The following is a 12,076-nucleotide window of genomic DNA, read 5'->3' as shown; positions in this document are numbered from 1 at the left end:
TGATATGACCCAAGCCCCCCTGCCGACCCTTGATGACATGCGCGTGGCCGTGATCGGGCTGGGCTATGTCGGCCTGCCGTTGGCCGTGGAGTTCGGCAAGCAGCGCCCCACAATCGGCTTCGACCTCAACGCGGATCGGGTGGCGGCGTTGGCCGCTGGCATCGACAGCACGGGCGAGGTTGAGGATCTTTGCGCAGCGGCCCATCTCAGTTACACGGCAGACCTGTCAGATATCGCGGACTGCAACGTGTATATCGTTGCGGTGCCGACGCCGATTGACAGCCATCGGCAACCGAACCTTGGGCCGTTGCTTGCCGCCTCTCGCACCGTGGGCGAAGTGATCAAGCGGGGCGATATCGTCATTTTCGAAAGCACCGTCTACCCCGGTGCGACTGAGGAGGATTGCTTGCCGCTGGTCGAGGAGGTTTCGGGCCTGACGCTGAATGTCGATTTCTACGCAGGCTACAGCCCAGAGCGGATCAATCCGGGCGACAAGGATCGGCCGCTGCCGAAGATCATCAAGGTTACGTCCGGTTCGACGCCCGAGGCCGGGCAGGTCATTGATGCGCTCTATGGCACGATCATCACAGCAGGCACGCATCTGGCGCCGACCATCCGCGTGGCCGAGGCGGCGAAGGTGATCGAGAACACGCAGCGCGACGTGAACATTGCGCTGATCAACGAGCTGTCGATCATCTTTTCCCATCTGGGCATCGACACGACTGCCGTGCTGGACGCGGCCGCAACCAAATGGAATTTCAACCGGTTCACGCCGGGTCTGGTCGGGGGCCACTGTATCGGGGTTGATCCCTATTATCTGATCGACAAGTCTATCTCGGTTGGACACATCCCCGACATCATCCGCATGGCGCGTGAGATCAACGATGGCATGGCGCAGCACGCCGTGTCCTTGCTGGTCAAGGCCATGATCCGGCGCGGCGCGCAGGTGCATGGCGGGCGGGCGCTGGTGCTTGGGATCACGTTCAAGCCGAACTGCGCCGACATCCGCAACACCAAGGTCGTCGACATGGTGGGCGAATTGGAAAGCTACGGGATGCAGGTGGACATTCACGACCCGTGGGCCGAAGCGTCAGAGGTTGAGGCGGAACATGGGGTCAAGCTTTTGCAGGCTTTGCCGGATACGGATGCCTATGATGCCGTTGTCCTCGCAGTGCCCCATGATGACCTTGCTGCGCAAGGTGCGGCAAGGATGCGGGCGCTTCTGGAGGAGAAGGGTGTTCTTTTTGATATGAAGGCTGTCTTTGCCCCGGACGAAAGTGACTTGCGTCTCTAGCTGACCAAGGCCTTGGCCGCCTGCATGGCCGCGCGTTCGCCGGTTTCAACCGCGCCTTCGATCAGGCCCCCATGGGTTTTGGACACTTCCGCACCGGCAAAGAACAGACGCCCGTTGACCGGGTCAGAGAGCGTGGGCGCGCCGTAGGCTGGATGCCCGTTGGGTGGTATTCGGTCCATGTCCGTTGCGGTGAGGCGTTCGGCTGCCCAGTCCATCAACTCGGTCCGGATTGGATTGGCCGCTTCTGGTCCGAACATGCGTTCCAGTTGTGCAAGCGCCTGGTGGACCAGTTTTGACTGATCCCGGCGCGCGTCGAACGGGATGCCGACAAAGCCGAACAATCCGAATACACTTGTTTCCGGGTCCGATTGGTCCGCGATCTCGACCAACGGTCCCACATGGCTGACTGCGCCACCAGATAGCCCGGCTTCCCGCCAGAAGGGGCGGTCATATTGCACGATCACCTTGGCGTGCGCGGCCATCCATGTGGGCCATCGTGTCATGTCCTGTTGGAGCGGAGCCGACCATTTGGGAGTGATGTCCCAAGAGGCAGCAATCGGGCCGGGAACGGCGCAGACCACGACGTCAGCGCCCCACGTTTGTGAGGGGGTTGTCACACGTGGACGGCCCCGCAGATCAATCGCGCACACCTCTTCGTTCAAGTGGATTGAGGTCGCGGGCAAAGCGTCTGCAAGCCGCTGGGCGAGTGCCTGAACACCGCCCCGGATCCGCGCGGCATCGGTGTAGCGTTTGGGAAAGGCGCCGCGGCGCAAGTCGTGGGCGGTCTCGACCACGAAATCGCCCGTCTCGTCCTGTGGCAGCGTATCAAGGCCCATCTCGCGTAGCAGTGCTTCGATGTTGGGCTGGTAGGCGGGCCAGATCCATGCGGGGCCAAGGTCAATCCCGCCCTTGCCAAGCGGAACGGTCAGCGCACGCCCGCCAACGCGGTCCCGCGCCTCAAGCACTGTGACCTCGTGGCCCGCCTGGTGCAGCCGCAGCGCTGCGACAAGGCCTGAAAGTCCCGCGCCGAGGATCAGCGCGCTGGTCACGCGCCGGTCATCTGGCGCAGGTGGCCGGTCTTGACCCAAAGGCGCGCGCCGTCCGGGCCGGAGGTCAGTGTCCGCGTCTCGCCCGGTGCCACGCGCAGCCAGTCCCGTGGGCCGAGGGCTGCATCGCCGTCCGATAACGCGCCCTCAAGAACAAGGATTTCAGCGCCGCCGCTTGCGTCGATGGCTTGGGTGACCTCAGGTTTCCATACTTCCATCGCGACATGCTCCTGCGAGTCCTGGAACAGGGTCGAGGTTGCCACACCCGCACGCGCGGGATCAGCCGTGGTAGCCGCTGTGTTCATATCGATGCGCACGTGCTGGCGGTCTTCGGGGTCGAATTGCCAGAGCTTTACAAAGATGGTGGCACCCGGTTCAGAGCTGGGTGTGTGTCGCGAAGTGGGCGGGTTGCGCACATAGGTGCCGACGGGAAAATCCCCCGCTTCGTCCTGAAACACACCTTCGAGGACGATGTATTCCTCACCGCCGTCATGGGTGTGCGGGGCAAAGGCGCTGCCGGGGGCGAAACGAACGATGGTGGTGGCGCGCGCGACCTCGTCCCCGATCCGGTCAAGCATCTTGCGTTCCACGCCGGCCGAGGGCGATTGGCGCCACGGGTTGTCTGCGTTCAGGACTGTGACAGTCTGTGTGAAATCGGCATTCAGTTCCATCCTCTTGTACCTTTTATAGCTTTACCTTCCATTAGGTAGGCAAATGACTTGAATACGCAAGGCCTTTGCTCCATTTATTATCTATCTCAAAAGTATAGGCACCGATCAGTAGGTAGATGAATGGGCACGAGAACGCATCTTCTTGATGAGGCTGAGCGGTTCACGCGGCAGCGTGGCTTTGACGGGTTCAGCTTTGCCGACCTTGCCTCAAGCGCCGATATTCGCAAGGCGTCAGTGCATTACCACTTTCCGGTCAAGGGAGATCTGTCGCTGGCGTTGATCCAGCGTTACCGGGCCGTGTTTGCGGACCGGCTAAAGGCGATATCATCGACGCACCCGACGGCAGGCGCGCGGCTGCTACGCTTTCTTGATCTTTATCGCGCGGCGTCTGACGGGGGGCGCAGCCTGTGTCTATGCGTTGCATTATCAGTCACGCAAATCGCCTTGCCCGAGGAAACGATGGCAGAGCTGGCCGCGTTCCACCGGGATGTCACCGCGTGGCTGGAAACGGTGTTCCGGCACGGGCAGTCCGATGGCAGCATGCAGCATGTCAGTGACCCGCGTGCCGAGGCGCAGGCGGCCATGGCGCAAGTAGAAGGTGCGCAGATCATGGCGCGGGCGGCAGGCGACCTGGCGCGGTTCGAGGCGGCGATTGCGACGCTTGTGTCCCGCGCTGTTTGACTGCGACGAGGCTAGGCGGTTCGCCCCTCAAACGCCCTGACCGCGATCCCTTCGGCTTCGAGCGTGCGCCGCACCGACGCTGCGATTTCAACCGCTTCGGGGGTGTCGCCATGGCAGCAGATCGTGTCGATGGGCGTTTCGATCCGTTTGCCGCTGTCGGTGATGATGGCTTGGGCCTTGACCATCTCTACCATCCGCTGTCCGGCAATGTCGGCGTCGTGGATGATGGCACCGGGCTTACGGCGATCCACAAGCGTGGCATCATCATTATAGGCGCGATCGGCAAATATTTCGCATGCGAAAGGTGCCCCGATGGACCGCATCGCGCGTTCCTGTGCCGTGGCCGCCAGCACCATGATGATGGCGTCGGGATGCGCGGACAAGGCTGCCTCGTAGCAGGCGCGCGCCATGTCTTCGTCCTCGGATGTCATGTTGCCAAGCGCGCCGTGCAGCTTGATGTGCCGCACCTTGGCCCCCAGCGCATTGGCCATGCCAAGGGTCGCGCCGACCTGGCAGCGGATCAAGTTTTGAAGTGATGCAACCGGCATGTCGATGCGCCTGCGCCCGAACCCCTGAATGTCGGCAAAGCCCGGGTGCGATCCGATCCCGACGCCCTTGTCCAAGGCAATACCCATCGTTGCGGCCATGACGTCCGGGTCGCCTGCATGCGCGCCGCAGGCGATGTTTGCAGAGGTCACGGTGTCCAGAAGGGCCGCATCGTCGCCCATGTTCCAGGGGCCAAAGCTCTCGCCCATATCGGCGTTCAAGTCGACTTGCATAACCTTATCCTTTGTCGAGAGGGGTATCGGTGGCCGAGACGGCGCCGCCTACCAGTTGATAGCTCAGGAGGTCCTGAATGCTGGCCGGGTCGCGGACCAGCGGTGTTGCGGATTTGGGTAGAGTGTCCCATGCCGCACGTGCGCGGGCTTCTATGGCGGCCCCCTCATCCAGTGTCACAAACTGGAACTGCAGTGCCGCCCCCGCCGGTGCCTGGGCGACACGGGGCAGATCACAGGGCAGAACTGTTCCGATGCGGGGGTAGCCTCCGGTTGTCTGGCTTTCGGCCATCAGGACAAAGGGTGTGCCGTCGCCGGTGATCTGGATGTCACCCGGTACGATGACCTCGCTCACGATGCCCAATGCTTTGGGCGTGGAGAACCCTTCGCCATCGCTGTCCATCCGTATCCCTTGCCGGTTGGCGCGCGGGTCGCGGCGAAAGGTGGTCTGTTCGAAGCGTGCGCGGGTGTCTTCGGCGAAGTCTCCGGTTTGCATGCTGGGAACGATCCGCACCGTGCCGCCGTCGAAGCGGGTGTCGCGAGGCAAGGTCAGGCCGACCTCGTCGCTTTTGTCCTGTCCGACAAGGAGCAGGTCGCCAGCGGTCACCAAAGCGCCCAAGCCGCAGGATTGATGGGTCGCACGCGATCCCAGCATGACCTCGGTTGCGAAGCCGCCACCGACATGCAGGTAGCCGTAAGTGCCCGTACGGGTTGGTCCGATGGTGAGTATGCCACCCTTCGGTACTTTGTGGCTGGCGTTCCAAGCGACGTTCGCGCCGTCGATCTGTGCTGTCATCTCCGCCCCGGTGAGGGCGATCCGGATGTCCGCAGTGGCTTCGAACGTGCCGCCAGTGCCCACCATTTCGAGAACGGCCAAGTCTCGGGACTGGCGCAACAGCGCGGCCCCTTCGGCAACCGCCAACCTGTCAGCGGCCCCGCCCCGCGTCAGCCCCTTGGCCAGAAACCCGGCGCGGCCAAGGTCCTGTACCGCAACGCCCGGTCCAACCTGCCGCACACGAAGGGCCGTCATTCCAGCACCTCGCGCACCGCACCGCCTGAGCCATCGCTCACCTTGGCTTCGATCTGCGCCAATTCGCGGGCCGAGATGTCGGTGAACTGCACCTCATCGCCGGGGGCGAGGGGGAAGGGTGTGTCCCCGTGGGGACGGAAACACTTGAACGCACTTTGTCCCACATGACGCCAGCCGGTCGGTGTGTCCTTGGCAAAGAGACAGATCTGGCGCACGGCTGCGACCAGCGCGCCTGTTGGGACATTCGGTGTCAGCTCTTTCTGGCGGGGGATGTTCCACGCTTTGCCAAGGGTGCCGAGATATGGCTGACCCGGAGCAAATCCGAGGGTCAGCACCCGCAGCCGGGTTGAGGTCAGATCGCGCAGCGCGTCTGCCTCGCTCAGCCCCGCAGCCTCTGCCGCTTCGGCCAGTTGCGGGGCGCGGTCGCCGCCGAACGTTGCGGGAATGGTCCAGAGGGTGCGGCCTGCGGGCAGGGCCGCAGCGCTCCAATCCTGTGTGGCCAGCACATCGCGCAGGCGATCTGAAATGTCTGCAAAGCGATGCTCGGCCAAATCAATGCGGAAAAAGGCTGACACAAGGGTGCTGCTGCTTTCGGCAACCATGTCCCAATTCCATGCGTCCACAGCATCGCGAAAGGCAATGGCCGCACGGTTTGCGGTATCTGTTGCTGTGTCGCCAAAGGTCACAAGCACGCCGTCCAAACCGACGGACCGGATGCGCGGAGTATATGTGGTGTCGGCTGTCATTGCTGGCAGGGTACGCTCTGTGCCCGCGGGCGCAACGCTAAAGCGCGGTGCGACGCCATCCGTCGTCAAAGGCGATGGAGGACACGCCTGCGAGTTTCGAGATGCGGTCAAGCTCAGCCTCAAACGCCGCGTGCCGTCCCTTGCCCCAACGGACCTTACGCTCCGGCCAGAGGGCGCGGATGCGCAGCACGTCATCGGCGCGGTGCGCTTTCATATCGACACGTCCCACGACGCGGTCGCCTTCAAGCAGGGGGAAGACGTAGTAACCGTAGGTGCGCTTAGGCTCCGGCACGAAAATCTCGATCCGGTAGGAGAAGCCGAACAGACGCTCGGCTCGCTTGCGGTCACGGAGGGCCGGATCGAACGGGCTGAGGACGCGCAGGCGTGAGGTTGGTTCCAGAGAGAGTGCCGGATCATCTGGCAGGTCGGGCCACGCGTAGGCTGCACGCGCCGCGCCATCGACGCCTGTGATCTGTACTTCAATGATGCGACCAGCCTCGAGCGCTCGGGCACACCAAGCCTTGGCCTCTGCCGGGCTGATGTGATCCCAAAATGCGGCGAGTTCGCCATGGGTCGCAAAGCCCAGCCTGTCCAGCGCCTCTCGGCAGCACCAGTCGATGGTTTCCTCGGCATCTGGGGCGTTACCCACTGTTCGTGCGTCCAGAACACGTTCGGTCAGGTCGTAGTATTTCTGAAACCCCTCGCGTTTGACCACTTGCAGGGATCCGCTGCGCCAAAGGTATTCGAGCGCTGTCTTCGATGGGTGCCAGTCCCACCAACCGCCGGAGCCGCGCTTTTCGCCCTCTCCCACATCGCCGGAACAGCACGGGCCGTGTTCGCGGATCTGGTCGAGGACCGGCTGGAATTTGGCTTCGAACCCTTCGCGCCGCCATGCGCTCCATTTTTCGCGCAGGCGGGCGGCGTCCCGTTCGCGGCGCAGGTGCCAGTAGGGATAGAATGCCGCCGGGATCACGGCCGCATCATGGGTCCAATGTTCAAACAGGGCCCTGTCGCGTTCGTAGAGGTTTTTCAGGTTCTTGGGACGGTAGCGTGGTTTGCGCGAAAACAGGATCAGGTCATGGGCGCGGGCCACGGTGTTGATGCTGTCGAGCTGCACAAAGCCAAGCTGCGTGATCACGTCCAGCAATGCTGCGCCATGCGCTGCCCCGGCTGGCGTGTCCGACAATCCGTGGCGGTCGAGGAAAACCCTGCGCGCCTGCTGGTTCGTGAGCGTGAAAGGCGTCACTTCCGCAAGGCGCGGCGCAGCGTGTCACCGTAGGAAATGGTGGGCTTCAGCGTGATGTGCTTGGGCGATTGATCCGCGCCTTCGGCGTTGCGGTCGCGGATGATCTCGGCTGCGGCGCGTCCGATTTCGAGGCGGCAGGCATCGGTGGTCGCCAGTTGACGCGGCAGGCCCTGCAGCAATTCAACGCCGTTGAACCCGGCAAGCCCGATTTGCCCCGGCACGTCGATCCCTTCGTCCAGGAGATAGAGCAGACCACCGGCCCCGATCATGTCATTGGAGTAGTACAGGAAATCGAGGTCCGGGTTCGCGTCCAGCATCGCTTTGGTCATCTCACGGCCTTTGGCAAGGGCCGAGCCACCTTCGTAAAAATCGCGGGCTTCTATTTCGATCCCCGCTTTTGCGAGCCCTTCGGTCAGACCCTCGAACCGTTTGCGGGCGCGATGGTCACGGGGCATGGAGGTGCCCATGAAACCGATGCGGGAATAGCCCTGTTTCAGAATCGCCTTGGCTATGTCGAGGCCCGCCTGACGGTGCGAGATACCCACCATGTTGTCGACAGGGTTACCGTCGGTGTCCATGATTTCGACCACGGGGATGCCCGCGTTTTGCAGCATGGCCTGGGCAGCGTCCGAATGTTCGAGGCCTGCGATGATCACGCCGGACGGACGCCACGACAGCATTTCGTAAAGCACGCGCTCTTCCTTGTCGCGCATGTAGTCGGTAACGCCGAAGACGGGTTGGAGGGGCGTGTCCTCAAGCACCTGGTTGATCCCGGTCAGCACCTCGGGGAATACCATATTGCTGAGCGACGGCACGATCACGGCCACAAGGTTCACGTGTTGCGACGCCAGCGAACCTGCGATCTGGTTCGGCACATACCCGAGCGTCTTGGCCGCTTCGAGCACTTTTTTCCGTGTCGCTTCAGACACATCGCCCCGGTTGCGCAGCACGCGGCTGACGGTCATTTCGGAAACGCCGGAGGCTGCAGACACATCGCGCAAGGTGAGCGGGCGGGCAGGGCGATCAGTCAAGGGTAGTCCTTTCTGGCTTTGTCCCGAGTTACCGTCAAAACCACGCGAGTTTCAAGTATTTGGGTGCTTTGCCCCGTGCCGAAACGGGTGACAAAGCGCTCATGGCAGGATAGGGCGATGTTTACGCGGCCCCGTGGCTCAACTGGATAGAGCAGCCCCCTCCTAAGGGGCAGGTTGCAGGTTCGAATCCTGCCGGGGTCGCCACTCCCTCCTGTTTGGTGTTGCCAGAACAACCGGAAGTGCGCGCAAAAGAAAGAATATGTGCGCGCAAATTCATCTGGCCGTGGTTTGGAAGCCACGTCATGACCTAAGTAAATCATTGATTCAAAATTACTAATTTTGGTTTGGCTTGATGCTATCGAGGACCTCCCAGAATCCTCGGTCGCCTATGATTTTACAGTTCACGCTTTGTTCGATCTTGGTTCGTCCCATAGGTTCCGGAACCTTTCATATCAGTCAGCCCGCCGCCTTCGTGGACGGGCGAAGCGCGCGGAGGCTGCTTCCGCGCCATGAAAGGACTCCGCCATGTCTCGTTCGAACTCCATCATCCCGTTCCACGAACTCAGGTTCCTCGATGATGTCCCATCGCTCCGAAGCGTCGAAGAACGGTTTCGGAAGTTTCTGAAGAGGACGCGAAAGGCCGCCCAGGAGCGGGCGGTCGCTAAAGGACAGATGACCGAGGACGATTGTTTGTATGATTATGAGTTGGTCCCTGACGAAGACACGCGCCGGATCAAGCGGCGCGCGATGCGGGTGTTAGAGCGGGTTCATTCCTCCACTGGCATGTACCACCTGACAGAAGAGAACCGCGCACGACTGACCCCGCTGCGGGGTGGTCTTCCCGTCTCCCAGGTCACCTCCGAGCACGAGGCCGACGAGATTGCCGCCGCGCTTCATGCAGAGATGCCGTGGATGGCACCCGCCACGGAGGTGGTCTGGCAGGGCTTGCGGGCTTCTGCTCGCGACGGGCTGCCGGGGGCTAACCGCGTAGATCGCGTCTTCTGCCAACGGCAAGCGCGCTATCCCAGATCGGTTTCAATACCTTGTCGATCTTCACACGACAGCGCGTCGAGGCGCGATGGACCTGCTCCCATTCGTCATCGTCTTTCTGAATGTCTTGCGCCGTGGTGTAGAGCTTTTCCAAGAATGCTTCGGCATCGGCTGGGTTCTAAGGCCGTCTCGTGACTTCGGGTGGGAACCGTGGCGCCAAGATCTCTGCCTCGACCAGTGCTTCGAGCTGCTGTTCGCCGCAACCGAGGCGTCGTTGCATCTCCTTCGATCCGACGAGTTGTTCAAACACGTTCATCAGGTCTTCGACTCGGGATGCTGGGAAGGTGAGTTACGCGCTCCTAACGCATGTTTCAAAGTCGGCAGGGTCTTACTTTGCGATTGATTACGGCCCATTCCTGCCATTCACCCAGCCTCCACCATGCTGCGATGCGGCCCGTCAGACCGGACATTCGCTGCGGCCGTGAAACAGGGCGTGCGGCGAACTCGTCATCCGCTGACGAAGTGGGCTTTCGCTGCACTTGAGGGAAAGGCGGCTCTCGGTTGACAGAACGGAAACATATGCGTTTTCAGCTGAGCCTTTCGTCGCTTCTAGGGTTGCTCTGCCCAAACCTTGTAGTCGAACAAGGCACCGTCTTCCTTCGCGTATCGTACAGTTTCGCGAACATATTCAGCCGAACGCTGAGGATCGAAATGATTGAGCCAATGCTCTGGCTCGTCGCCCAATGGGGCAGGCAAGATGCCGTAACCGAAGTTTCGCCGTACAGTCCCACCTTCGGCACGTATCGCTTCCATGCGAGAAACGCCAAAGCCACGCGTTGCAAGGTAATCATTGAAAGCAAGCAGCTCAGCTTCTGAAATCCATTCCGTGCCTTTCCCAGATTGTGCTTGGGAAATGAGGTTTTCGAATCTAGCGTTCATGGTCACTCCAGCGGTCGGATGATTTTATCCGGTTCGTTTTCTTCGTGCCCGAGCGGCAGGTTACGATTGCTTACAGCAACGACGTTACCATTGGGGTCCAGAAGGACCCAATAGCCGTCTTGACCGGTCAGCAAGGTCATTTCTTGGCCCTTGTATCGACCCCGCCCCTCGACAATACCGCTCAAGTCTGGACGGGGATTGGCAATAGTGTTGTCGATTTGCTCCACATCGTGGCCTTTGAGGCCAATATATTCTTGCCCGTCCCCCTTCGCGCCATGGGGCAGAATGCTGTTGCCATCAGGTGTCCTTGTGTTTTCCGGCCGGACTTCAACGATGTTCGGCCTTACCTCTTCCGGTATGGGAGTCGAAATGATGTTGTCGGTCGGATCATCAGGGATGGGTGATCCTGTGTTGTCAGCCAAACCCAAGTCATCAGCCGGATAGGTTTCAAGCCATTGCTCGATCCGGTCCGGGGTGAAGCCCGGTAGCTGCCCCAAACGGCGCTCGTCCTCCGTCAACTCCGGAAAGACCTCCACCCAGCCGTTTGCCCAATCGTCCGGTGTGAGCTGCAAACGTCCCGCCCGAAATGCTTCAACAGCCAGCTCAACAAACCGTGCCATTTCTGCGCTTGCCTCAGCATCGAGACCCGTGATCGAACCGGGGCGGTACATCTCAAACAACGCCGCCGCTTGACCGGCTATTTCTGCCGTCTCGCGCGTTCTCGGGGCGACGAAGGGGGCCAGCCCGCGAAATATGCTGTCGAAGTAGCTCTGATGCGCCCATGCTGCAAGGCCGCCTTCTTCGCTGGAGGTGTCGAGCCCAAGGCGTGATGCTGCCTCCGCTTGACGACCTACAGCGGACCCCGAAAGCTCTGAGAGCCTGTCTTGCTCTTCAAGTGCTCCGAGTAGCCCGGCAATTGCGGGAAAGCTGCGCGCCAACCCGCGCCAAAAGCCGCCAATCTGCTCTGGGACGGGTGCATCGGCTGTTGCTGCGAAATCAGCAAGCACAACGTTACTGGGTGCATTCGATACAACTGGTTCCGCGTAGCAACGACAATTGTGGGCCTCGCCTGGATGCCCGCCTTCCGGAGGTTCATCCCATTGAAACATGCGGTCGTCATAGACCGCATGGCTGTCACGTACCTTGGCATCATCTCGGGAACGCCAAACATACCGTTCAATCCCAAGGCCTTCCTGCCGGAGCTGGTTGATCAGCCCAGCAAATGCTCGCAGCAGGCGCTCTTCCATGGCTGTTCGAAGCGGACGCAGTCGCTGTTGGTGAATCTGGTATTGGTCGAAAATGCTCTCAAGGCGGGCATCCCATGCAGTAAGTGCCTCTGCCTTTGCATCCGAGACATCTCGCAAATCGGCTTCGGTGACGGTTGGTACTGTGTCGGGCGGTGTGAGAGCATTCAAGAGAAACCGAGTGTTCTCGGAAATCACCTCATCAAGGCGTTCGCTGAAATCAGCCCGTAGGGTGGAATAGTTGGGAAAGCTCGATTTGAGCGACAGCCCGACGCGGCGGCCAATTAGGATTCCTTGCCGCTGTACAACAACGTATTGGCCGTCACTACCATGCCTAAGAAAGTCGCCGAAACTGTGTTGCATAGAACCTCCGAGCGCGTAC

Annotated in this window: 12 protein-coding genes and 1 tRNA gene; 4 read left to right on the top strand and 9 right to left on the bottom strand. The window is 61.1% G+C overall.

The genetic code is table 11. From position 1 onward, the window contains the following. Positions 1 to 4 precede the first annotated feature (4 nt). Positions 5 to 1,294 (top strand): nucleotide sugar dehydrogenase, encoded by a 1,290-nt coding sequence (locus RA29_RS07755; RefSeq protein ID WP_152612968.1) that lies wholly within the window; start codon positions 5 to 7, stop codon positions 1,292 to 1,294. Here RA29_RS07755 and RA29_RS07750 read toward each other — a convergent pair. After that, a complete protein-coding gene (locus tag RA29_RS07750; protein WP_052249541.1) occupies positions 1,291 to 2,343 on the bottom strand; it encodes an FAD-dependent oxidoreductase in 1,053 nt (350 codons plus the stop codon). The two genes, RA29_RS07755 and RA29_RS07750, sit on opposite strands and share 4 nt — an antisense overlap. Then, entirely contained in the window at positions 2,340 to 3,011 is a 672-nt protein-coding gene (locus RA29_RS07745) for a cupin domain-containing protein (RefSeq protein WP_039684685.1), read from the bottom strand. The genes RA29_RS07750 and RA29_RS07745 overlap by 4 nt, the downstream gene beginning before the upstream one ends. A gap of 120 nt (positions 3,012 to 3,131) precedes the next feature. On the opposite strand from RA29_RS07745, the gene RA29_RS07740 reads away from it, so the two are divergent. Continuing rightward, the gene (locus tag RA29_RS07740) at positions 3,132 to 3,692 is read left to right on the top strand and encodes a TetR/AcrR family transcriptional regulator (protein ID WP_039684684.1); all 561 of its coding nucleotides are present in this window, start codon (positions 3,132 to 3,134) and stop codon (positions 3,690 to 3,692) included. A gap of 11 nt (positions 3,693 to 3,703) precedes the next feature. On the opposite strand, the gene RA29_RS07735 is transcribed toward RA29_RS07740, so the two are convergent. The 5 genes from RA29_RS07735 to RA29_RS07715 are packed head-to-tail and all read right to left on the bottom strand — an operon-like array spanning position 3,704 to position 8,521. Next, a complete protein-coding gene (locus tag RA29_RS07735) occupies positions 3,704 to 4,471 on the bottom strand; it encodes a 5-oxoprolinase subunit PxpA (protein WP_039684682.1) in 768 nt (255 codons plus the stop codon). 4 nt (positions 4,472 to 4,475) lie between these two features. After that, the gene (locus RA29_RS07730) at positions 4,476 to 5,498 is read right to left on the bottom strand and encodes a biotin-dependent carboxyltransferase family protein (protein ID WP_039684679.1); all 1,023 of its coding nucleotides are present in this window, start codon (positions 5,496 to 5,498) and stop codon (positions 4,476 to 4,478) included. After that, positions 5,495 to 6,244, bottom strand: a complete 750-nt coding sequence (locus RA29_RS07725; protein ID WP_039684677.1) for a carboxyltransferase domain-containing protein — start codon at positions 6,242 to 6,244, stop codon at positions 5,495 to 5,497. The genes RA29_RS07730 and RA29_RS07725 overlap by 4 nt, the downstream gene beginning before the upstream one ends. 37 nt (positions 6,245 to 6,281) lie before the next feature. Next, a complete protein-coding gene (locus tag RA29_RS07720) occupies positions 6,282 to 7,490 on the bottom strand; it encodes a crosslink repair DNA glycosylase YcaQ family protein (protein WP_039684676.1) in 1,209 nt (402 codons plus the stop codon). After that, positions 7,487 to 8,521: a LacI family DNA-binding transcriptional regulator gene (locus tag RA29_RS07715; protein WP_039684674.1), complete on the bottom strand. Its 1,035-nt coding sequence runs from the start codon at positions 8,519 to 8,521 to the stop codon at positions 7,487 to 7,489. Before RA29_RS07715 ends, RA29_RS07720 begins: the two co-directional genes overlap by 4 nt. 127 nt (positions 8,522 to 8,648) lie before the next feature. Here RA29_RS07715 and RA29_RS07710 point away from each other — a divergent pair. Together RA29_RS07710 and RA29_RS22385 are read left to right on the top strand one after the other, a co-directional pair. Then, positions 8,649 to 8,725 (top strand) — tRNA-Arg (locus RA29_RS07710). Positions 8,726 to 9,046: 321 nt separating this feature from the next. Further along, a complete protein-coding gene (locus RA29_RS22385) occupies positions 9,047 to 9,706 on the top strand; it encodes a hypothetical protein (protein WP_193743494.1) in 660 nt (219 codons plus the stop codon). Positions 9,707 to 10,120: 414 nt separating this feature from the next. Here RA29_RS22385 and RA29_RS22825 read toward each other — a convergent pair whose 3' ends face one another. Further along, on the bottom strand, positions 10,121 to 10,450 hold the full coding sequence (locus RA29_RS22825; protein WP_152612966.1) for a hypothetical protein: 330 nt from the start codon (positions 10,448 to 10,450) through the stop codon (positions 10,121 to 10,123). Positions 10,451 to 10,452: 2 nt separating this feature from the next. Then, positions 10,453 to 12,057: a phage minor head protein gene (locus RA29_RS07695; protein ID WP_082029480.1), complete on the bottom strand. Its 1,605-nt coding sequence runs from the start codon at positions 12,055 to 12,057 to the stop codon at positions 10,453 to 10,455. Between the last annotated feature and the right edge of the window lie 19 nt (positions 12,058 to 12,076).

It is taken from the genome of Tateyamaria sp. ANG-S1, from assembly GCF_000814025.1.
In the GTDB taxonomy this organism is placed as follows: Bacteria; Pseudomonadota; Alphaproteobacteria; order Rhodobacterales; family Rhodobacteraceae; genus Tateyamaria.
This window is presented reverse-complemented; position numbering and strand designations above follow the sequence as displayed.